The following is a 21,741-nucleotide window of genomic DNA, read 5'->3' on the forward strand; positions in this document are numbered from 1 at the left end:
AAATGAGCAAAACCATTTTAATTACAGGGGCTTCTTCAGGAATTGGAAAAGCCACGGCCCAACTATTTTCATCAAAAGGCTGGAACGTTATTGCAACCATGCGAAGCCCGGAAAAAGAAACAGAATTGATCAATGATCCTAATATTTTTGTTACCCAGCTGGAAGTAACTGAACCGGAAACAATCCAAAACGCCATTAACAAAGGGATTGAAAAGTTTGGAAAAATAGATGCCCTGCTCAATAATGCAGGCTATGGAACAAGTGGAATTTTTGAAACACTGACAGACAAAACAATTCACGATCAGTTCAATGTCAATGTATTTGGAGTAATGAATGTAACCCGTGCTATTTTGCCTCATTTCAGAACCAATCAAAATGGTGTTATTGCTAATATTAGTTCAGGTGTCGGGAAAATTCCTTTTCCTTTGGTATCGGTGTATGTGGCTTCGAAATATGCAGTAGAAGGTTTTGTAGAGTCATTAGCCTACGAGTTGGACTCTCAAAATATTAAAGTTAAAATCATTGAGCCAGGTTATATCGCAACTAATTTCCAACAGCGTGCTTTTTCAGATTCGGAAAATAATACTGTGCCTGAAGATTATACTTCTTTTTTGGATGAAACCAATGCTTTATTCAACAGTCTGGGTACTGAAAATACAGCATCTGCACAAGATGTAGCTCAAACTATTTTTAATTCCATCACTGATGGTACTCATCAGCTGCGTTATATTGCCGGCCCCGATATCGTTTCTATGATTGAAGCCCGAAACAACAAGACAGATCAGGAATATGTAGAATTTCTTCGTGGGATGTTTGCTCCCAACGGATTTAACAACAAAATATAATCACAATGAACACCGAGCAAAAAATACAGGAAGCGGAAGACCGAATTTTGATCCGCTCATTAGTAGATAACTATGCTTTCTGTGCTGATACAAGAGATGCACAGGGACAAATGGCATTGTTTACAGAAGATACAAACTTCGAAGTGTACTACGATCCAAAATCCGGAGTTCCTTCTCAGGTAGTAAGCAGCAGAGCAGATTTGTTTCCTGTCTTTGACAACCTTAATACTTATCATTCCACCATGCATTTTAACGGGCAGAGTTCTGTTATACTGAATGGTGATCGTGCAACAGGTACTGCTTATTGCATGGCTCATCATCTTACCGTAGAAAATGGACAACAAAAGCTGATGGTTGCTGCCATCCGTTATCATGATCAGTTTGTAAAACAGAACGGACAATGGCTTTTCTCTGAACGTAAATTGTTGGTTGACTGGATTGAAAACAGATAAAAACCCTAAACGAACTTTCCATTAAACAAACATGATCTTCCGTGGGTTTTTCCTCTAAATCACTATATTTGAAAAAGGATCATACAACCTGTTTTCTTCAAATTAACATATGGAAAAGAAGCTGACACCGGAGCACTTAAAACTGGCGACATTAGAAAGTCAGGGATTAACACAAAGTACACCGTTTGGAACAGGAAAAACTGCGGTTTTGAATGCTTTGGAACACCTCGGATATATACAGATTGATACTTTATCTATGGTGGAACGTGCTCATCATCATACGCTTTGGACGAGAATCCCGGATTTTAAGGCAGATGATCTGGAAGATCTGGTGGAGGAACGTAAAGTATTTGAATATTGGTTTCATGCCGCTTCTTATCTTCCTATGCAGGATTTCCGGTATGTTTTACCTCAGATGATGACCATTAAACGCGGAGAATCCCGCTATTACAATGCTGATGCTAAAGTAATGGAATATGTAATAGATACCATTCGTAATGAAGGTCCTAAAAGAGCGAGAGATTTTGAAAACGAAAGTCATAAAGCTGGAAGCTGGTGGAATTGGAAACCTGCCAAATTAGCTCTTGAAAGACTTTTCATGCAGGGAGACCTGATGATCAGCGGACGCTCAGGAATGCAGAAAACTTATGATCTTGCCGAAAGAGTTTTACCTTCTTCTACTGACACCACAGAACCTACTCCTCTTGAGCTGGCAGAATATCTGGTAAAAACCAATCTGCGGGCTTATGGATTTACTACATTGAAACAGATTACCCATCTCCGGAAGGGAAATGAGTTAAAGAAGAATGTCAACCAGGTATTACAGACGATGCAGGAAGACGGAGTAATATCTCAGGTTAAAATAGAAGGATTATCTTCTGCCTTTGTTCAGAATAATATTTTTGAAAAAACATTTGATCTGAAAGATTCCAATATACGGCTGTTGTCTCCGTTTGATAATTCTATTATCCACCGGGATAGAATCAAGCAGATTTTTGATTTTGATTTCCGCCTGGAATGTTATACGCCAAAAGAAAAAAGACAGTACGGCTATTTCTGCCTGCCCATCCTTTTTAGAGATCAGTTCATCGGAAGGGTTGACTGCAAAGCGCACAGAAAAGAAAAAAAGTTTGAGCTTATTCATTTACATATTGAAAACAGTGCTATAGATATGGAATTATGGCTTAAACCTTTTGTAGAAACCATAAAACGTTTTGCCATTTTCAATGGCTGTGAGTCTTTGGTTCTGACAAAAGTAAGTCCGTCAAAATTGAATACTGGTATCAAAAAAGAATTATCAAAAGTAAAGTTTAAAAAGTAGCTGGTATCTATTAAAAGACAAATCGCATTATTGACTTCAATAATGCGATTTTATTTTTAAGGGCAATCCCAATTAGTTTAAATTCTGATTGGTTTTCTGAACAAAATCATTCCATTGCTGATCCAGATAAGCAACAGCTTTCTTTTTCTCATTATCATTCATAGAAGAATAAGTAATGGAATTGAAAACCAGCTTTTTCAGTGCTTTTACATCAAGTTCCCAATAGATCTGTGTTACCCAGAAATCATAGCTAAGACCTGTATATCCATATACGGAAGGATCATCACTGCTGATGGAACATTGTATTCCATTGCTTAGTAATACTCTTGCAGGGTGGTTTCTCAAATCACTTACATATCCTAAAACCTGATTACTGATCGGGCTTACTTCCACCAGTTTATCCTGTTTTCTGATCTGCTCCATTGTTTTTGGGAAGTAAATCAGATTCAGTCCGTGGCCAATTCTTTTGTTATTTAGCAGAGCTACATCCAAAACATTTTTATTCAGGATAGAATTACTTTCTCCGGCATGAAGGAAAAGTGGCAGTTCTACACCATACTTTTTATTAAGCTCGTTCATTTTTGCCCAGCTTTTCTCAAAGAAATTGATATTATGTCCCGCAGCTTCATCCGCCACAAGATCAAAACCTGAGATCATATCCGGAAATTCTTTCTTCATTTCAAATGCCATTTCCAGCTGCTTCCCAATGCTTTCATTATCTAAGAATTTAAAGCTTGAATAAATCAGCTTCAGGGTAAACTGAGGATCGGATTTGTGTACTTCTTTAAGAATATCCTGCAGGTCTGTAATAGAAGTTTTCAGAGGATACTTTCCATGCTGAAAATCGTAAAGTTCATCAAAGATATATCTGATTTCTACATGTTGTACTTTGTCTTTTATCAAATCCTGAAATCCTTTCAGGTAATAATCTTTAAAGAAAGGACGATACGGAAGCAGCAGGCTGATACGCTTAAAACGTTTTTCGAATTCGATCCAATAATCTGTATAAGAACATAAACTATCTCTTCTCAGCGTAAGAAGATCCTGCAATTCTTTTTCGAAACCAGGTGTTGAGGTTAACTTTTTATCAAGGCTCACAAATCCGGCCGGGACTTTTCCTTTTTCAAAAAATCCAAGCTGTCCGAAAATGAACTGATCATTATCTTTCTGATCGTAAATATAGCATTCCTGATATTTTCTGGCAGCAGAAATGATCCATTTCACATCTGTAATTCCACCGCTATGGGTATGCAGCAAACCTCCTTTCGGCATGGTCTGGAGGATTTCAAACAACTTGCTGTTTTCTATTAATGGTTTTAATTCATTAAAAGAACCGTTATATAGAGATATTTTTTTAGCTTCTGTATCATTGAGAAACTCTTTACGAATCTGGAATAGTTTTTTATCCAAAGCGTGTTCTGCATCGGACAATTTTATATCAGCATCAAATGCCATCGCCTCATTTTCCTTTTCTGATAACGTCAAATTCTGCTGATAAGCAGATTTTTCAGTCACTTTACCTTGTCCCCAAAATAAGGGTGCTCCCAAAAGTGCTGCATAAATAAGGTATTTTTTCATCATAATATCGGATGGGTTTTGTACTATCGGTTATGTCTTAACCGTTAAAAGTAGCTTGTTACAGCAAAAATTGTGCAGAATAAAGCTATTTCAAAAATAATATTAATTTTTTTGTTAAAAACCTTCCAATACGTCTTTATCTTCTCAATTATAATTACATCTTTACTTTTTACGCGGAACCGACAAATAATAATGCCAAAGTATCATAGATGCTACTGACCGAAAGGGAGCCCATTGCTCAGTAACGTCAAGAATTTCTTCTCTGGTAATGTCCGGAGAAAGTTTTTTCAGACGCTTTAAAGCGTTTACAGCAGCCAGATCACCAATCGGAAAAATATCTGTTCTTTGAAGAGTAAACATTAAGTATACATCAATGGTCCAGTTTCCGATGCCTTTCAGTTGGATTAAAGTCTTTCGAACTTCATCATTAGACATAGCTGCCATTTTTTCAAGATTTATTTCTCCTTTTATCATTGCCTGAGCCAATCCTCTGATATACATTGTTTTCTGGCGGCTTACATAGCACGCTCTCATTTCTTCATCACTGAGTGTAAGGATCTGCTCTGGAGTAATTTCTTTTGTTTTTTCCTTTAACTGCTGCAAAGCGGCTAATGCAGATGCCAATGAAACCTGCTGTTCCAGAATAATATGAACAATCGTTTCAAAAGTATTTTCTCTTGTCCACATCGGTGGATATCCATAGGCTTCCAGAACTGATTTTAAATCATGATCATGATGGGCTAAATGCTCACATACATCGTGAAAATTTTCAGAATTGAATGTTTAAACAGCTATTTCAAGGTTTCTTAAATTCTTATTCATCATTCGTATTTTGCATTAAAATAATGTGGGCATTGTAAAACTTTTTTCCAGATCCAGAAGAATGGATTTGTTTTTTAAACCTCCTGCAAAACCCGTCAGTTTGCCTGATGCTCCAATGATTCTGTGACAGGGAACTATAATGGATATTGGATTTTTGTTTAAAGCTCCCCCCACAGCACGAACCGCTTTCACATCACCCAGAATTTTTGCCAGATCACCATACGTTTTTGTAATCCCGTAAGGAACTTTTAATAAGGCTTCCCAGACTTTCACCTGAAAATCGGTTCCTCTAAAGTCCAGCGGTACGGTAAAAATGGTTCTGCTATTTTCAAAATATTCTTCCAACTCCTTCTCTGCCTGTACAATAACCGGATGATTTTCTTTTTTCACAGGAGCAAAAAGTTTTGTTCTTGTATAATCCTCTCCTTCCCAGATTATTGCAGCAAGCCCTTTATCAGAAGCGATAACTCTGATTTGTCCGACAGGTGAGATAACATCTTTATAAAACAGCTGATTTTGTTCTTCCATTATGCTTTGATTACTTTTTGACGACGTTCTTTTACAGATTCTGAACCTGGTAATAGCTGCAGCATCACTCCTACCATCACCAGACAAATCAATATACAAATAATCCCGAAGTGGTAAGCCGTATGCCAGTTCTCTTTTGAAAAATAAAAAAATACTCCGCCAATAACACTCACTCCTAATGCGGAAGCTGTCTGCTGAAAAGTAGAATATATCCCTGCTGCGCCTCCCGCATATTGGGATGGAACATTTTTAAGTGCAATATTCAATAATGAAGGAAGAACCAGACCGTTTCCAAATCCCCACATTGCCATGAGTCCTATCACCAATCCGGTACTGATTCCCGGTTTCCAAAGCGTCATCTGGAGGTAAAATGCGATGAAAAGAATTACGACACCTATCTGCAGTACCCTTTTACCATATTTTACAATAAGACGGGAAGCCATTACAGACGAAACGACAAACAGAATTCCCGGTGCAATAAAGTATAATCCGGAATCCAGTGCTGAAATACCAAGCCCGTTCTGAAGATACACTGCACTTAACAGTAAATACGCTGTATGAAGCATAAAGTGAAATAAAACAGCAGTAAGCCCGATATTGAAATCTTTTATTTTAAATAATCTGACATCAATCAAAGGATTTCCGTTTCTACCCAGTTTCTTTTTTTGATTATAAATGAAAGTAGCAAACAGAATAAAAGAGAGCATTAAAAGTCCGAAACTCCACAAAGGCCATCCGGATTCCCGCCCCTGAATCAAAGGATAAATAAGAGAAAACAGAGCAAAAGTTAGAATTACAATTCCTGTGTAATCAAATTTTGTACTTTCATGCTTGGGTGTTTCAGTAACGTATTTGTGGGTTGCCCAAAGGGTAATAATTCCTATGGGAAGATTGATAAAGAATACGAGCCTCCAGCCTTCTATCACCCAATGTGTATCAGACAAATAGCCCCCAAGTACCTGACCTATTGCTGCCGCAGTTCCAAGGGTAATTCCGTACAATCCAAATGCTTTTGCCCGTTCTTTGGTATCTGTAAAAAGCACCTGGATAAATGCGATGGTCTGCGGAACCATAAATGAAGCACTTAACCCCTGAAAAAACCTTGTGACGTTCAATTGTAAAGCTGATTGCGACAATCCGCATAAACAGGAAGCAACTGTAAAAGCCAGCATTCCCCAGAAGAACACTTTTTTTCTTCCGAAATGATCCCCTGCCCTTCCTCCGGTAATCAGGAAAGCTGCATAGCCAAGAAGATATCCGGCAATGACAAACTGCATTTCACCGTCTGTTGCATGAATTCCTTTTTTGATCGTGGGTATTGCTATATTGATAATAAATACGTCAATAACGGAAAGTAAAGGGGCAGCCAGAACAATGATCAGTTCCAGCCATTTATTATTGGTAGTTTTCATTTTAAATCAGTTTTTGAATAATTTTCTTTGCAGATTGTATCTCGTCCGGCTTTTTAAAAACCGAAGCAGTGACAATAGAGCCTTCCAGCATGACATAAATTGTTTCCGCCAGTTCCTCGTCTGACAATATATTTTTGTGTCCGGAAGCTCTGACAAGGGTTCTGATAAATTCTTTACTGTGAACTTTTGTTGCCTGAATCTCAGCTAAAACCCTTGGATCACTCGTTCCGGCTTCATCATTGGCTTTAATAAACGGACAGCCTCCATATTGTCTGATCTCCTGTCTTTTCGTATGATGGTCAAAAATGGCTAAGAGCTTTTCTTTTGGATCATTTACTTCGTTTACAGTAGCTTCCAGCCTGCTGAACCAAAGCTGATGCATTCGCTGTATATAAGCAATCAATAAATCAGTTTTTGTTTCAAAATGTTTATATAATGAAGCTTTTGCGATATCAGATTCACTGATAATCTGATTAATTCCGGTATTACTATACCCCTGTTCGTAGAATAATTTTTCTGCGGTATCTAAAATTTTGTCAATGACAACCTGACCTCTCTGTTTCATGAAACAAAGATAGATAATAAATAGACAAGTTTGTCTATTTATTTTTTTAGCTTTTCTCTATTCACTTTATTGATTTTACCTTTCATCAATGACAAAGTCCATAACATGGACGTTATGGACTTTTATTTGTCAAATTTTTCCAAAATCTTTATTGAAAAGAAGTTCTGAACTCCAATGGAGAAAGATGGGTTTTATTTTTAAATAGTTTTGTAAAGGATTGTGGATGTTCGAAACCTAATTCATAAGCAATCTCACTCACAGATAAATCTGTTGTAGAAAGCTTTTCTTTTGCTTTTTCAATCAGTTTATCATGAATAAACTGCTGAGTACTCTGTCCGGTAATTGTTCTTAATAACCTGCTGAGATAATTGGGAGAAACCCCAAGTTCATCTGCAGCAAGCTGTACTGTAGGCAGTCCTTTTGATATCAGATCATCATCTTTAAAATAATCATCCAATAAGACTTCCAAACGGTTGAGAATGGTATGATTGGTTAATTTTCTTGTGATAAACTGTCTTTCATAGAACCTTTCGGAATAATTGAGCAGTGTTTCAATATGAGAAATGATAATATTCTGGCTGAATTTATCAATAACCGAATGATATTCCTGTTCAATATTTTCTATAATTCCATTAATGGTAAGTTCTTCTTTTTTTGAAAGAAACAAAGCTTCATTCACAGAGTAGTCAAAAAAGTCATACTGTTTTATAGTCTTAGCAAGAGAAGTATGCCATAGAAAATCAGGATGAATCAACAGCATCCAGCCGGATTGTTTTTCCTGTACGCCAGGATCTGATTCAATTCTGAAAACCTGGTTTGGAGAGATAAAAAACAGCGTTCCTTCATCAAAATCATATTCCTGCTGGCCATACTTCAACTTTCCATTCATCCCTATTTTTAAAGAAATCTGATAAAAATCCAACATCCAATTGACTTCTCCAATATCGGCAGGCCGTTTTACATCTTTATAATCGATCACACTGATCAGAGGATGCTCAGGAGGAGGAAGCCCTCTTGAACGGTGAAATTCTGTGATGGATTTTATTCTTTTTACAGCTCTTTTTTCCATATCTATAAAATTACGAATTGTTTTTCCAGTGAACTTTTGTTGTAGAGTTTTTTCCAACAGATGACCAAGATTTTTACAGAAATTTACGTTAATACTATTATTTTCATTTACTTAGGCATCTACTTCTTTGTAACTTTTGTGGTTTACTATTTATACCTATCCATTGTGATACGCAGCAGCAAATTCCTTTGCAAAATCTGTCAACTTTACTTTTCCTAAAACAGGCTGATTTTGATAATAATCTTCATACACAACTCCGCTTCCCTGGCTTGCCTGTGTTTCTACAAAACCTTTAGCCACCTGTTCATTGAAACCGATATCCAGCCAGCTTTTCAATAATTCTTCATCTGAGATTAATTTCCACTGAAGATCCGGCTTCCCGATTGCTTCACCCAAAGCTTTGGCAATTTCATTAGGAGAAACCTCATCACTGGCTACATAACGAACAGTTCTTCCCTCAAATGGTTTTTCTGTTTCTTCCGCTACAACCGCTGCAATATCCAGTGGAGAAACCCAGGGTTCTTTCCGGTCTCCTCCCCAGTTGGAGATAATAGCCCCTTTATTTTTTATTGTATTGATGAATGAAAACATGTTGAAGTAAATACCTACAGGACGAATGAATTTGATGGCAACATCATCCGGCAATTGCTTTAAGAGTTGCTCCACATGGTAATGAAATACGATGATCCCTGTTCCTTTATCTGTATGAGCTCCAATACTGCTGAGATGGACAATCTTCTTCACTCCGGAACGTTCCACGGCCGTTTTGTATTGCAGACCAATTTCACTGATCTTTCCGATAAAATCAATGCTTTTATCAAACAGGTCTCCCGCTGCTTCCATAGTTTCCATGAGATAAACAATATCTGCCCCTGTAAATGTTTCGGTGAGAAAATCTGCATCAAACATACTGCCTATTGCCGATTTTGCACCCAAAGCTTCAATAGCTTCCCTTCTTTTTTCATTACTGCTGATCACTGTTACCGAGTGTCCTTTGTCTACTAATTCTTTTGTAAGCGGTTTTCCGATGTTCCCGATGGAACCTGTTAAAACAATATTCATTTTTTTATTTTTTTGTTGATGTAAAATTCTGAAATGCCTATCGGGAATACTTCGCCGGATCTATCTTCTTCTTAGCCAAAACCAAACTCTGCCAATAGCGTTTTTCATAACCACCATTCCTCTTCTGAACATTATGAAGCTATAAAATAAATAAAAAGTCTACAAAACAAGTAGAGTTATAATATTAATTTTAGTTTACAGTTAAAATTATACTTTTTTATTATTTTTTAACATTTTCATAGTATGTAACAAATCATTAATTATCAATAAATTACATTAATTGCAACTCATTTAATTTTATTAGTACACTAATTTAGTAGACTAATATGATTTATCTCATATCTCCATTTTATGGGGGTTCACCAATTATTAAATAATTTTGACCCAGTTAAAAAAAACTTAAACTTTATTCTCATGAATAAGAATACCTTTAATTCTTACCTATGCACCATTATGGCGACAGCTCCTGCACAGCATACATGTTGTGGAATGCCTGCCCTTTCACAGCACCATCTTACTTCCCAAGACATGTGTTTTGATATGATGTGCAAAATGATGATGTGCTAACTTTTTAAGAGATACATTCATTACTGTAGGAATTAAAGCCAAAGAGTTCAAGGCTTCTTTCATCCGGGTACATCTCCAGTAAATTTAATTTTCTATTTCTTATATCCTCCCTGAAAAAGGAGGCAGGGAATTATTATTTCTTACAGAGAGATCAGCAGTAATACACAGTTCAGTTTTAAACCTAGATTAATATAATGAAAAAGAAACAATGCAAGCTTGGTGTATTGGCCTTACTCCTGTTCGCGGAATATGGTTTTGCACAAAGTAAAGACAGCCTTTCCAACGAAACTTCCATCAAAGAAGTGGTAGTAGTGGCCTTTGGAAAACAGAAAAAAGAAGAGATCACAGGATCTGTACAGTCCTTGAAGGCCAAGGACCTTTCTAATCTTCAAAACGGAAATATTCTTCAGGGAATTGGAGGAAAAGTAGCTGGGGTACAGGTGATTTCATCGGGACAACCTGGTTCCCAGCCAACGATCAGAATGAGAGGAATAGGTTCCATTAATGCTTCCAGTGATCCGTTAATTGTACTGGATGGTATTCCGTACAGTGGAAACCTGAACAGTATTGCCTCATCGGATATTGAAAGTATTTCTTTTCTTGAAGATGCTTCTTCGAATGCTTTATATGGTTCCAGAGGAGCCAATGGAGTTATTATTGTGAATACAAAAAGAGGAAAAAGTAAAGGGATAAGTATTGAAGCCGATGTAAAAACGGGTGTCAACTTCCGATCTATTGAAGATTATTCCGTCTATACTTCTCCGCAGGATTATTATACAGCTTATTATAACAGAGCCAGAATTGGTGAAATTGCGAGACTGAAACAACCGGGAGCGGTTCCTTCCGGTAATTCTCCGCATGATGTAGGACTTTCAGCTTTAACAAAACTGGGATATGATGCTTATAACGTTCCTTTTAATCAACTGATATCAAAGGATGGCTCTTTTAATCCGGATGCGAAATTGTTATATCAGGATGACTGGAAAAAACTGCTTTTCAGACCTGCTTTGAGAAGGGAAGCCACAGTAGGAATCAATGCCAATGGTGATCAGATAAAATCTTATACTTCCCTTAATTATCTGGATGATAAAGGATACTTAATCTCTTCAGGTTTTGAAAGATTCGGGATCAGATCTAATGTAGACTACTCTATTACCTCAAAACTGAAATTAACCAGTGCTTTGTCTTATACCTACAGCAAGCAGGATTTTGGTGAGACTGGCGGTTTTTCCAACCCTTTTCAATTTGCCAGAAATATCGCTCCTTTCTATCCTGTTTTCCTGAGAGATAATAATTACCAAAGGCTTTATGACAGCTATGGTAATGCTTTATATGACTATGGAGACGGCCAGGGACCAAACGGAGCCACAAGATCTTATGCTGTTTTTGAAAACCCTGTGGGTAACCTTCAGAAGAATAAATCACAGATCGTAAGTAATGCTACCAATCTTAATCTTGGCTTAAATTACGAAATTATCAAAGGGCTGGATTTTACCTATAATTTCGGAGCTTATCTTGAAAATACAAGAAATCTGCAGTTCGGAAATACAGAAGGAGGAACTTCTTCTTCTGTAGGGGGAACTATTTCGCAGAGTTCTAACTTTAAATACACGCTGAACCATCAGCAATTGCTTACCTATCAGAAAAAACTGGGAAATCACAGCTTCAACCTTCTTGTAGGACATGAATTGAATAAGATCAAAGATGATGGTCTTTCAGGATCAAAACAACAGCTTTTACTACCTGACTCTCAAGCTTTTGACAATGCCGTGAAAATCACGGGTTTATCAGGAAGCGGTTATGAATATGCTGTAGAAGGGTATTTCACAAGGTTATTGTATAATTATGACGGTAAATATTTCTTCAATGCCAATATACGTAGAGATGGTTCTTCAGTTTTTTCACCTGAAAGCAGATGGGGAAATTTCTATGGGCTGGGACTGGCCTGGAATATTGCAAAAGAAGATTTCCTTAAAGACAACAGCGTGATTAATTCTTTAAAGTTAAAAGCTTCTTATGGCCAGCAAGGAAATGACAACATCCTTTTAAGCGGCTCCACAAGAGATTATTATGCTTATCAGGATATCTACGGAATCAATAACTTCGGAAATGACAAACCTGTTCTTTCTCTAAAGAAACAGGGAAATAAAGACTTAAAATGGGAAACTTCCAAAAACCTGAATGCCGGTTTTGAGATTTCACTTTTAAAAAACAGAATCACCCTGAATGCAGATTATTTTGAAAGGAAAGTATCGGATATGATCTACGCTCTTCCTCTTCCTCCATCCAATGCAGGATCTTATGTAAAATATGGCAACATTGGAGATATGACCAACAGAGGTGTTCAGGCCAATCTTAGTGTAGATATTCTTCGCGGGGATGAGTTCCAGTGGAGCTTTTATGCCAATGCCACTCATTATAAAAATAAGATTACCAGATTACCGGCTGAACAAAGGAATACAGGGCTGGTTAGCGGCTTGTTTATTCTTGCAGAAGGCGGAGACCGTTACACTTATTTCCTGAAAGAATTTGCCGGAGTTAATCCCGAGAATGGAGATGCTTTGTGGTACCGTACATCCATAAATCCTACCACTCAAAAGGAAGAAAGAACAGTTACCAGCAATTATAAGGATGCCACTGATTATAACACCGGAAAATCAGCAATTCCAAAGGTATATGGTGGATTCGGAACAGATTTCAGCTATAAAAGATTTAACCTGGCAGTGAATTTTGCCTATCAGTTCGGAGGATATGGATATGATGATATTTACAGAAGCTTATTCCATTCTGACAGCTATGGATCTAACTATTCAACGGATCTGGATAAAACATGGACCCCGGAAAATCCTACTGCTGCATTACCAAGAGTAGATCTTACCGCTACGAATCAGAACGGAAATTCAACGCTTTATCTGATCAAATCAGATTATATCAGTCTTCAGGACGTCACCCTCTCCTATCAGCTTCCTGAAGGTTTTGCACAGCAGGCAGGCTTATCAGGTCTGAAAGTTTATGTGACAGGAAACAACTTATACTTATGGTCAAAGAGAAAAGGATATGATCCAAGAGCTTCACTGACGGGAGTTTCTGACGCCTACCGTTATTCTCTGTTATCAAGTGTCTCTTTAGGCTTTAAACTTAATTTTTAAAAGAACAGGAATGAAAAAAATACAATACATTATAACAGCTGTAACCATAAGTTTTATTGCTACCAGCTGTTCCAATGATCTCAATACATTACCGGATGGAGATATTTCCGGTGAACAGCTGAATAACGACGCCAACAGTCCGGAAAAAATACTGGGCGGAATCTATCTTGACCTTCGCAGCAATGGCGCAGGCGGTACTACCGTTCACTCAGATTTCGGAATCATGGGAATCAAAGCAGGAGCCGATCTGATGTCTAATGATGTCATCCAGTCTACCAACCAGCATTTGGGTATGTTTTATAATTATGAGGCAACCAATGCCAGCAATATTGCCTCTGAGATTGTATGGACCACTTTTTATGCTAGAATATTTATTATCAACAAGCTTCTTGATAACCTGGATAAAAATGCAAACGCAAAAAATAGAGCTATAGCAGGACAGCTTCTCGCTTTAAGAGCTTATTCTTACTTTTATCTGGTTCGTTTCTATGCTAATGATTATAACGGACACCAGGGAGAGCCCGGGCTTCCATTGGTTCTTACTGCCAATAACCCAAGCCAGGGACTTCCGAGATCAACGGTTGCTGAAGTGTATACACAAATCAAGAAAGACATAGAAGAATCCGTTACGCTTTTGGACACGTATGCCCGTCCATCCAGAGCTCAGATCGACCAAAGAACTGCTAAAGCTATTGCTGCAGAAATATTTCTGGAAACAGGAGATTATATCAAAGCGGCCAAATATGCTGAAGAAAGCAAGCAGGGAGTAGCTCTTATGACTGAAGATGATTATACGAATACCGGATTTTCCAACATCAATAATCCTGAGGTAATATGGGGTTTTCATAATACGATTTCCACTATGAGTATCGGGAATTATTATGCTTCTTTCTTTTCGATGTTTGATAATACCAATGAAGGATATGCAGGAGCTGCACAGATCCGTAAGCTGATAGACAAGCGTCTTTATGAAGCTATTCCGGCAACGGATTACCGTAAAAAAATATTCAATGGAAGCCAAAGTGCGCCATATACTTTTAATGGAAAAACAAAAAATTATCCACCTTACGTAAGCTGGAAGTTTAAAGATCCTACCCTTTTTGAAGGAGATTATATTTATATCAGAGCTTCCTCACTGTATTATATTCAGGCTGAAGCCCTTGCCAGACAAGGAAGAGAAACAGAAGCCAGACAGGTATTATTCGACATTACATCAAAAAGAGATAAAGCATATACACTGTCTACAAAGTCAGGCAATGAGCTGATCAATGAGATTGTACTGCAAAAGAGAATAGAACTTTGGGGTGAAGGCTACGCCTGGTTTGATATGAAGAGATTAAATACTCCTTTAGAAAGAGTATACCCAGGAACGAATCATACTTTTGGAAGATTCAACCTGACACCAGATAAATTCAGATTCCAGATTCCTAATAAAGAGATTAATAATAACCCACAAATCAAACAGAATGAATAGATAAACCAAAAACAATTTTACATTCAAATATATTCAGTGACGAGGTGCCATTTACAAGTAAATGGTGCCTTTTTTATTGACTAAGATAATGTACTGATATTTTTCAACTTTCACTTGCTAAAAATCTTTGATTTTTTCGCGCCTTAAAATTGTACATAGAATTAAAAAAGCTTTGCGTCTTTGCGTTTTCAAAAAAGCACAAACAAGAAAGGTATAATTGGAAAACGCAAAGACGCAAAATATTATTAAGAAGGTTGCTATAAGGCGCAAGGATTTTATCTGCGATAAAATTGAATACTGTTTATTTCCAGGTTTCTTACAGATTCTTTATTTTATAACAATATCAGATTTATAATGATCTTTCACCAGCTCGCCATTTTTATACAACCTCTGGTTAATCACCTTCCCTTTTTCATTAAAGTAAAGCCACAAAGCATTTTTTCTCCCTAAAGAATCCAGACGTCCAATTTCTCTCGGCATTTTATTGTTATGAAGAATTTGAACAGGATACAATCCTTTCAAATCTTTTAAAGAATCCATTTTTCCCGGGATCAGTTCAGATTCATTTCCAATCTTGAAAATATATTTTTTTCCTTGATTACTCTTTAAAATCAGCTCATCACCCGATATTTTATATTTTCCTTCTGAAAAAGGTGCTGTTACGATCTGATCATAACTTATATGTTCCGTTTTTAAAAATTCAAAAGTTCCGTCTTTTACATAAAGTGAATAGGTTCCGTTCCCCGATTCCAGCTCAACATATTTTGGATATTCTTTATCTTTTTTACAGGAAATAATAACGAAGAAAATGATAGAAAGGCTAATAGTTTTAATGTTCATGAAAACTAAATTATTAAAATATTTGAAATAAAAGAAACTGGAATTACCTATATTTGAAAATCATTTTCATTTCTTACATCCCTTACTTTTTTCAATAATAAAAATATATAATGACCATAAAAAAATTACTCTTCACTGGTGTATTTTCCACCCTGCTATCTATTACCACAACAGCTCAGAAAAAAGATACTTATACTCATAAAATTGACAGTATTATTACTGCTTCCAGCCCAATACAATTCAACGGAGTTGTTTTGATAGCGCAAAAAGGAAAAACACACTATTTGAAATCTAATGGATACAAAGATTTTGAAAAGAAAGTTCCTTTGAAAACAGATGATCAGTTTGAAATCATGTCAAATTCCAAGCAGGTAACCGCCATTTTGATTTTACAGGCTGCTGAACAGGGAAAACTGAACCTTCATACTCCTATCAAAAAATATCTTCCTTCTCTTACTCAAACCTGGGCAGATACAGTTACAATACATCACCTTCTGAACCATACCCACGGTATTACAAATAAGGAAAAACCCACGGTCTTCAAAGCCGGTTCCCAGTTCAAATATGGCAACCTTTCTTATATGATGCTTGGGGAAATCTTAAAAAACACAACCGGAAAAAGCTTCACAGAACTGGCCAATTCTCTTTTCAAAAAGCTGAAAATGGATCACACTTTTGTTTATAATACAAAGAATAATCAATCTCTTGTTCCGGGTTATATGAATGAGAATAATCAGTTTGAAAAAGTAAAAGAGTCTTTTCTGAATGACGATATTGCTCCCGCTGCAGGAATTATTTCTACAGTACAGGATCTTGCAAAGTGGGATCAGGCGTTGTTTAAAGGAAAACTGCTTTCCCCTGAGTTTCAAAAACAGATGATGACTCCTTCCACAAGCTCTCAGCATAATGTATTTGGAACAGAAAGCATGGGATTCGGGTATAATGTGAGATTTATCAAAGAAGCAGGCCAGGATTATTTTGCAGTGACAGGGCTTGGTGATGGCTTTACCTGCCTTAATGTGTACTTCCCATCCACTGATACTACCTTGGTTATCCTTGAAAATCAAATGCCTGAAAACCGTGAATACTGGAGCTTTAAAGAAGCCGCTATAAAAAATGTAGTTTTGAAAGCAATTACGGCTAACTAAGTATCTGTCAAAGATTTTTAGCAAGGATAATACTTTTTCAAGTTTTGAACATCTATCCTGAAGAGGGTGGATATTATACAATTCTTTTCAAAACTTTAGTTTTAATCATAGAAAAAGGTTTTTCTATCAAAAATCTATAGAATAATCCTCCAAGAAGACAGGCAAAAAAGCATACAAAAAGACTTATATTATCTGAAGCTTCCAGCTTACAATAATCAAGTCCTCCTTGTACGATATGAATAATTCCTTTATGTGAAAGATAAACTGCATACGATAAAGCAGCCAGCTGAGCAGTAATATAAGATTTCGTCTGATACAGGAAAGAAGATTGGGAAACTGCTGCCATAAGGATAATTCCATAGCTCAATGCTACTAAAGTAAATCCGAATATAGAAGCTATTTTTGAAGCCTGCTCATTACAAACCCAGAACGAAACTCCAAGAAGTATAATTCCCAAAAAGAAAAGCCCGTTTCCGTTGCTATTCACCATTTTTTTGAATATTACCGAATACTGCATTAAATATCCCGTCAACACCCCTGTTGCAAGTCCGTCCAGCCTTGTGTGAGTAGGATAATATATTTTCATGTACCATAATTTCCAGAAATCTGAAGAAGCAGTATCTGTTCCTATAATAAATTCATTCCATGCTATCAGCCTGGCTGCAACAGAAAATCCTATGACCGCAATCATCAAAACCGCAAGATATCTGAATAATTTTGATGGCATTACTATTAAAAGCAATAGAGGAAGAATAAGATAAAACTGCTCTTCGATACATAATGACCATGCATGGGAAAATGTTCCGCGGTTGATCACATCCAGACCATAATTTTGAGTAAAAGTAACAAACTTCCATAAAGGAGATAAAGCTTCCCGTTCTCTGAAAAAAGGAAATGAAAAATACAGAAAAAGTGTAAAAAAGTACGATGGAATAATCCTGAAAAAACGTTTTATATAGAATGTTTTCAGATTGATTTTTCTTTTATTTTCTATTTCTTTAAACAGCTGACTGGAAATCAGAAAACCACTTAAAACAAAAAAGAGATCCACTCCCGTCCAGCCAAACCTTCCAACACTGTCAATCCAGTCGGGATGCTTAAAAGCCCGATAATGAAACATTAACACGAGTAGAATAGCAACAGCTCTCAGATGATCCAATCCGTAAAGCCTTTCAGAACTTTCCATCATTATTTTTTTATGCAAATGTTGACAAATTTCAAACTTCTTTCTGACATAGAATCCGGATAACAGACTATTCAGTACCAACAGCAAAATAGGTAGTTTACATTATAAATAAAGTTATTCGTCATTACTTTAAAGGCTTTAGTATAAGATTTCTCTGAGGTTGCTTAAGATTTTATATTTTTGAAAATAATGAAAACCCAATCAGAAACTCAGATCAGGCAAACACTATACTTCCAGCTGCTTTTCTGGACGGCTTTATTTTTATTCGGAACGGTAAGAATGTCTGGAGAATATGATAGTGAAGCTACCAAAGGATTGATTATTTATAATTTTTGCCACTGGATTTTCCAGATTGCGGGAGCCAATTTTATTTATTTTGTTCTGATCCGTCATTTCTTTGATCAGAAAAAGTATGCTGAATTAATACTGTCTATTCTTCTCAGCCTTTATATTATTTCTGTCATTAATCGGTTTTTTATCGTTTATATTGCAGAACCTCTATTCATTAATGAATTATTGAAAGATACCCCTTTTGAAATTTTCACAGATATTCCTTACCTGCTTATTCATTATACTTTTCCGATTATCAGCGGTGCCTTTATCTTTATCTCAATTATGTTTATCATACGGTATAAGGATGAAAAGGAACGTACTATCAAACTGCAGAAGGAAAAAACCGAACTGGAACTCCAATCACTCAAATCCCAGCTCAATCCTCATTTTCTTTTTAATACTCTGAATAATATTTATTCCCTGTCTGTTAATCATTCTGATAAAACCCCTCAATCTATCAGCCAGCTTTCTGATATTCTGGATTATATTCTGTACAAAGGGCAAAAAAAATGGGTAGCAGTCTCTGATGAACTGAATATTATCGATCATTATATAGCTCTGGAAAGTCTCCGCTATCATGATGAAAGATTAAAAATTGAGAAACATGTTCTATTAGGCTCCCAGAACACAATTCCACCACTGCTGTATCTCACTTTAGTAGAAAATGCTTTTAAACACGGAGCAGGAAAAAATTCAGAAACAACAGAAATAAAGATTGAAATAGAAACGAGCAAGCAGTTTTCTGTTTTTAAAATTGAAAATACTTTTTTTGAAAACCCGGCTGATAACGAAAAAGGAATTGGTCTTCAAAATATAGAAAGGCAATTACAATATCATTACCAGGGTAATTTCACCTTCCGGGTTTCAAATAAAAACAATATTTTTAAAGTTGAAATAATCACTCCTTCACATTATGATTAACTGCATTATTGTAGATGACGAACCTTTGGCAGCGTCATTATTGGAAAATCATATCTCCAAAATCGACGATCTAAGGCTGGTAGGAAAGGCTCAAAATGCCATGCAGGCTTATAAAACACTGCAGAATCAGACTGTGGATCTGATGTTTCTGGATATACAGATGCCCCACCTCAATGGAATAGATTTTTTGAAATCGCTGCCTCAGAAACCCAAAACCATTTTTACTACAGCTTATCGGGAATTTGCTATAGAAGGTTTCGAGCTGGAAGCAGTAGATTATCTTCTGAAACCCATTACTTTTGAACGGTTTTTCAAATCTGTGGAACGTATATTGAGAACTTCATCTGAAGGCAGGGAAGACTTTATCCTCATCAAAACTGAAGGAATGCACCGTAAACTTTCCCTTTCGGAGATTGCTTATTTTGAAAGTCAGGGAAATGATATCAAAATAGTACTTGCCACTCAGGAAAGTTTCATTTCAAAAAGTAAGATTGCTGATCTGGAAAAAACTTTATCCGGTAAAGGTTTTGTAAGAATTCACAGGTCTTTTATCATCAATTCTGATTTTGTGACAGCTTTCAGCAGTAATGACGTTGTAGTCTGCAGCCATCAGATTCCCGTTGGAAGAAGTTATAAAAAGGAATTTGATGCCTTCATATTTTCAGTTTCCAGAAATAAGCTGTTATAAAACTGTTTATAATAATTTCAGCATTGGATTTTCTACTTATTATTTAGAATTTAATCTATAAAACCTCATTTTTAACATTTATTTTAAATTAATTTTAAATTCAAGCTATCCTGAGTAATATTCAATCTGTTTATCAGCACATTACATCATATTAACTATTGTAAATCTGCCTTCAATTAAAATCAACACCTATACACTAAAAACAACTAATTTAATAATTATCAACACATTACAAAAACAATGAAATCCATAGTATCAGCAGACCATCTCGTATTGATATTAAAAAAAAATGTTACTTTTGCTTGAATTAATAAAGTTGCTTTTTTGCTTTTTTATTAGTAAATTTATGTACACCAAGTAATAAAACATTAAAATTCATTTTATGAGAAAAATAATTCTACTTATTACATGTATGTTCGGTATTTCAGTTTTCTCACAGATTAAGGTGTTGAAGAATGAAAGTTTGGTGGAAATTGGTAAAGATAATTCCGTTGGTCTATATAAAAAGGAAGATAAATTTACATTCAACTACCAGGATCTGAACACCAGCAACCTGAATACAATCCGATCTTTTTCTTTCCAGAACCTTAATGGTGATGTTGCCGGACTATACAAACTTATTATGGATGGTTTTATCTCCACTCCTGAAGAGAATGTTGTGTTGGAATTACCTAATGATATTATCGAACTTCATTATGAAAAGAATTATGGCCAACAAACCATGCAGTTTATCCAGATCATCAACAAAAACCGAAAATATATTGGAAAATCACAGTTTCTAAACCAAAAACAGGTAGAGAAAATTTTCGGAAGAACCAATGGAAAATATACGATGTATGACAAGCCTACGTCTGTAAATCCTGCTGCAAATAAAGGAAATACAGCCTCTAATGCTGTTCCTGCAACAGGTGGAGCTAAGAAAAAATCAAGAAAATAATTATATTTTATAAATATTGCGAAACTCATTCTATCGGATGAGTTTTTTTATTTTATTTTTGCAAAAAGACATTAAAACTTATGCCGCTTCAGATAATCAATTTAACCAAAAAATTTGGTGAACAGACTGCCCTTGACAATATCAACATTTCTATTGATAAAAATGAGATCATCGGTCTTCTTGGCCCAAATGGTGCCGGAAAATCCACCCTGATGAAATCTATTGTCGGAGCACTGAAAATTGACCAGGGTGAAATTATTTTCAATGGGATGAATATCTCTGACCGTGAGATTGAAAGCAAAAAGAAAATAGGTTTTCTTCCTGAAAACAACCCGCTTTATCTGGAAATGTATGTGAAAGAATACCTTCAGTTTGTAGCCAATATCCATAAGATCTCTGAATCCAGAGTAGATGAGGTTATTGAACTGGTGGGAATTACTCCCGAAAAATCAAAAAAAATCGGGCAGCTGTCTAAAGGTTACAAACAGCGTGTAGGATTGGCACAGGCTATTATTCATCAGCCAGATTTACTGATTCTGGATGAACCTACCAATGGTCTGGATCCTAACCAAATCATAGAAATCCGTAACGTCGTAAAAGAAATCGGGCAGCAAAAGACCGTTTTACTATCTACCCACATCATGCAGGAAGTAGAAGCGCTTTGCTCAAGAGTAATTCTTATTCATAAAGGGAACATTCTTCAGGACTGCCCTATTGATGAATTTAAAGGCAAATTTGAAAGCCTGGAAGATGCTTTTGCAAGTTATACCGCATAAAAACAAAAAAATCGCCCGAAGAACTTTCGGGCGATTTTTTTAGTTTTTAATTATATATCCTACAGGTG

Annotated in this window: 20 protein-coding genes; 11 read left to right on the forward strand and 9 right to left on the reverse strand. The window is 36.2% G+C overall.

Features of this window, described 5'->3' with window-relative positions; translation table 11 throughout:
* Positions 1-2: 2 nt before the first annotated feature.
* The 3 genes from LKL37_RS09365 (at position 3) to LKL37_RS09375 (ending at position 2,618) form a co-directional block, all read left to right on the forward strand.
* Positions 3-845 carry an SDR family oxidoreductase gene (locus LKL37_RS09365; protein WP_431610287.1) on the forward strand — a complete coding sequence of 281 codons (843 nt, stop codon included), beginning with the start codon at positions 3-5 and terminating at the stop codon, positions 843-845.
* Positions 846-850: 5 nt separating this feature from the next.
* Positions 851-1,297, forward strand: a complete 447-nt coding sequence (locus tag LKL37_RS09370) for a nuclear transport factor 2 family protein (protein WP_431610288.1) — start codon at positions 851-853, stop codon at positions 1,295-1,297.
* Between the two features lie 109 nt (positions 1,298-1,406).
* Entirely contained in the window at positions 1,407-2,618 is a 1,212-nt protein-coding gene (locus LKL37_RS09375; RefSeq protein WP_431610289.1) for a winged helix-turn-helix domain-containing protein, read from the forward strand.
* A gap of 72 nt (positions 2,619-2,690) precedes the next feature.
* Here the strand turns inward: LKL37_RS09375 and LKL37_RS09380 are convergent, their stop codons facing one another.
* The 7 genes from LKL37_RS09380 to LKL37_RS09410 all read right to left on the reverse strand — a co-directional run bounded on the left by LKL37_RS09380 (position 2,691) and on the right by LKL37_RS09410 (position 9,654).
* A complete protein-coding gene (locus LKL37_RS09380) occupies positions 2,691-4,199 on the reverse strand; it encodes an adenosine kinase (protein WP_431610290.1) in 1,509 nt (502 codons plus the stop codon).
* 159 nt (positions 4,200-4,358) lie between these two features.
* Positions 4,359-4,883 (reverse strand): DNA-3-methyladenine glycosylase family protein, encoded by a 525-nt coding sequence (locus LKL37_RS09385; RefSeq protein ID WP_431610291.1) that lies wholly within the window; start codon positions 4,881-4,883, stop codon positions 4,359-4,361.
* 150 nt (positions 4,884-5,033) lie between these two features.
* On the reverse strand, positions 5,034-5,546 hold the full coding sequence (locus LKL37_RS09390) for a methylated-DNA--[protein]-cysteine S-methyltransferase (RefSeq protein WP_431610292.1): 513 nt from the start codon (positions 5,544-5,546) through the stop codon (positions 5,034-5,036).
* Entirely contained in the window at positions 5,546-6,958 is a 1,413-nt protein-coding gene (locus tag LKL37_RS09395; protein WP_431610293.1) for an MFS transporter, read from the reverse strand. The genes LKL37_RS09390 and LKL37_RS09395 overlap by 1 nt, the downstream gene beginning before the upstream one ends.
* Before the next feature lies 1 nt (position 6,959).
* Positions 6,960-7,523 (reverse strand): TetR/AcrR family transcriptional regulator, encoded by a 564-nt coding sequence (locus tag LKL37_RS09400; RefSeq protein ID WP_431610294.1) that lies wholly within the window; start codon positions 7,521-7,523, stop codon positions 6,960-6,962.
* Positions 7,524-7,671: 148 nt separating this feature from the next.
* Positions 7,672-8,592 (reverse strand): AraC family transcriptional regulator, encoded by a 921-nt coding sequence (locus LKL37_RS09405; RefSeq protein ID WP_431610295.1) that lies wholly within the window; start codon positions 8,590-8,592, stop codon positions 7,672-7,674.
* 156 nt (positions 8,593-8,748) lie between these two features.
* A complete protein-coding gene (locus LKL37_RS09410; RefSeq protein WP_431610296.1) occupies positions 8,749-9,654 on the reverse strand; it encodes an SDR family oxidoreductase in 906 nt (301 codons plus the stop codon).
* 414 nt (positions 9,655-10,068) lie between these two features.
* On the opposite strand from LKL37_RS09410, the gene LKL37_RS09415 reads away from it, so the two are divergent.
* From LKL37_RS09415 to LKL37_RS09425, 3 genes are all read left to right on the forward strand, one after another.
* On the forward strand, positions 10,069-10,221 hold the full coding sequence (locus tag LKL37_RS09415; protein WP_431610297.1) for a hypothetical protein: 153 nt from the start codon (positions 10,069-10,071) through the stop codon (positions 10,219-10,221).
* Between the two features lie 194 nt (positions 10,222-10,415).
* Positions 10,416-13,370, forward strand: a complete 2,955-nt coding sequence (locus tag LKL37_RS09420; protein ID WP_431610298.1) for a SusC/RagA family TonB-linked outer membrane protein — start codon at positions 10,416-10,418, stop codon at positions 13,368-13,370.
* 10 nt (positions 13,371-13,380) lie between these two features.
* The gene (locus LKL37_RS09425) at positions 13,381-14,844 is read left to right on the forward strand and encodes a RagB/SusD family nutrient uptake outer membrane protein (protein ID WP_431610299.1); all 1,464 of its coding nucleotides are present in this window, start codon (positions 13,381-13,383) and stop codon (positions 14,842-14,844) included.
* Positions 14,845-15,171: 327 nt separating this feature from the next.
* On the opposite strand, the gene LKL37_RS09430 is transcribed toward LKL37_RS09425, so the two are convergent.
* Positions 15,172-15,684: a hypothetical protein gene (locus LKL37_RS09430; protein WP_431610300.1), complete on the reverse strand. Its 513-nt coding sequence runs from the start codon at positions 15,682-15,684 to the stop codon at positions 15,172-15,174.
* Between the two features lie 110 nt (positions 15,685-15,794).
* On the opposite strand from LKL37_RS09430, the gene LKL37_RS09435 reads away from it, so the two are divergent.
* Positions 15,795-16,832, forward strand: a complete 1,038-nt coding sequence (locus LKL37_RS09435) for a serine hydrolase domain-containing protein (RefSeq protein WP_431610301.1) — start codon at positions 15,795-15,797, stop codon at positions 16,830-16,832.
* Between the two features lie 73 nt (positions 16,833-16,905).
* Here the strand turns inward: LKL37_RS09435 and LKL37_RS09440 are convergent, their stop codons facing one another.
* Positions 16,906-18,018: an acyltransferase family protein gene (locus LKL37_RS09440; protein ID WP_431610302.1), complete on the reverse strand. Its 1,113-nt coding sequence runs from the start codon at positions 18,016-18,018 to the stop codon at positions 16,906-16,908.
* A gap of 189 nt (positions 18,019-18,207) precedes the next feature.
* Here LKL37_RS09440 and LKL37_RS09445 point away from each other — a divergent pair, with 189 nt between their 5' ends.
* The 4 genes from LKL37_RS09445 to LKL37_RS09460 all read left to right on the forward strand — a co-directional run bounded on the left by LKL37_RS09445 (position 18,208) and on the right by LKL37_RS09460 (position 21,673).
* Positions 18,208-19,272: a sensor histidine kinase gene (locus tag LKL37_RS09445; protein ID WP_431610303.1), complete on the forward strand. Its 1,065-nt coding sequence runs from the start codon at positions 18,208-18,210 to the stop codon at positions 19,270-19,272.
* Positions 19,265-19,960 carry a LytR/AlgR family response regulator transcription factor gene (locus tag LKL37_RS09450; protein WP_431610304.1) on the forward strand — a complete coding sequence of 232 codons (696 nt, stop codon included), beginning with the start codon at positions 19,265-19,267 and terminating at the stop codon, positions 19,958-19,960. The genes LKL37_RS09445 and LKL37_RS09450 overlap by 8 nt, the downstream gene beginning before the upstream one ends.
* Positions 19,961-20,342: 382 nt before the next feature.
* A complete protein-coding gene (locus LKL37_RS09455; RefSeq protein WP_431610305.1) occupies positions 20,343-20,897 on the forward strand; it encodes a hypothetical protein in 555 nt (184 codons plus the stop codon).
* 80 nt (positions 20,898-20,977) lie between these two features.
* Complete coding sequence (locus LKL37_RS09460; RefSeq protein ID WP_431610306.1) at positions 20,978-21,673, forward strand: ABC transporter ATP-binding protein; 696 nt, start codon at positions 20,978-20,980, stop codon at positions 21,671-21,673.
* Positions 21,674-21,741 lie beyond the last annotated feature (68 nt).

The organism is Chryseobacterium sp. 'Rf worker isolate 10', assembly GCF_050753305.1.
Classification (GTDB): Bacteria; Bacteroidota; Bacteroidia; order Flavobacteriales; family Weeksellaceae; genus Chryseobacterium.

Bases quoted from the DNA above. Each gene is read 5' to 3' on its own strand.
- LKL37_RS09365 (WP_431610287.1), top strand. From the start codon at position 3: ATGAGCAAAACCATTTTAATTACAGGGGCTTCTTCAGGAATTGGAAAA.
- LKL37_RS09370 (WP_431610288.1), top strand. From the start codon at position 851: ATGAACACCGAGCAAAAAATACAGGAAGCGGAAGACCGAATTTTGATC.
- LKL37_RS09375 (WP_431610289.1), top strand. From the start codon at position 1,407: ATGGAAAAGAAGCTGACACCGGAGCACTTAAAACTGGCGACATTAGAA.
- LKL37_RS09380 (WP_431610290.1), bottom strand. From the start codon at position 4,199: ATGATGAAAAAATACCTTATTTATGCAGCACTTTTGGGAGCACCCTTA.
- LKL37_RS09385 (WP_431610291.1), bottom strand. From the start codon at position 4,883: ATGTGGACAAGAGAAAATACTTTTGAAACGATTGTTCATATTATTCTG.
- LKL37_RS09390 (WP_431610292.1), bottom strand. From the start codon at position 5,546: ATGGAAGAACAAAATCAGCTGTTTTATAAAGATGTTATCTCACCTGTC.
- LKL37_RS09395 (WP_431610293.1), bottom strand. From the start codon at position 6,958: ATGAAAACTACCAATAATAAATGGCTGGAACTGATCATTGTTCTGGCT.
- LKL37_RS09400 (WP_431610294.1), bottom strand. From the start codon at position 7,523: ATGAAACAGAGAGGTCAGGTTGTCATTGACAAAATTTTAGATACCGCA.
- LKL37_RS09405 (WP_431610295.1), bottom strand. From the start codon at position 8,592: ATGGAAAAAAGAGCTGTAAAAAGAATAAAATCCATCACAGAATTTCAC.
- LKL37_RS09410 (WP_431610296.1), bottom strand. From the start codon at position 9,654: ATGAATATTGTTTTAACAGGTTCCATCGGGAACATCGGAAAACCGCTT.
- LKL37_RS09415 (WP_431610297.1), top strand. From the start codon at position 10,069: ATGAATAAGAATACCTTTAATTCTTACCTATGCACCATTATGGCGACA.
- LKL37_RS09420 (WP_431610298.1), top strand. From the start codon at position 10,416: ATGAAAAAGAAACAATGCAAGCTTGGTGTATTGGCCTTACTCCTGTTC.
- LKL37_RS09425 (WP_431610299.1), top strand. From the start codon at position 13,381: ATGAAAAAAATACAATACATTATAACAGCTGTAACCATAAGTTTTATT.
- LKL37_RS09430 (WP_431610300.1), bottom strand. From the start codon at position 15,684: ATGAACATTAAAACTATTAGCCTTTCTATCATTTTCTTCGTTATTATT.
- LKL37_RS09435 (WP_431610301.1), top strand. From the start codon at position 15,795: ATGACCATAAAAAAATTACTCTTCACTGGTGTATTTTCCACCCTGCTA.
- LKL37_RS09440 (WP_431610302.1), bottom strand. From the start codon at position 18,018: ATGGAAAGTTCTGAAAGGCTTTACGGATTGGATCATCTGAGAGCTGTT.
- LKL37_RS09445 (WP_431610303.1), top strand. From the start codon at position 18,208: ATGAAAACCCAATCAGAAACTCAGATCAGGCAAACACTATACTTCCAG.
- LKL37_RS09450 (WP_431610304.1), top strand. From the start codon at position 19,265: ATGATTAACTGCATTATTGTAGATGACGAACCTTTGGCAGCGTCATTA.
- LKL37_RS09455 (WP_431610305.1), top strand. From the start codon at position 20,343: ATGAGAAAAATAATTCTACTTATTACATGTATGTTCGGTATTTCAGTT.
- LKL37_RS09460 (WP_431610306.1), top strand. From the start codon at position 20,978: ATGCCGCTTCAGATAATCAATTTAACCAAAAAATTTGGTGAACAGACT.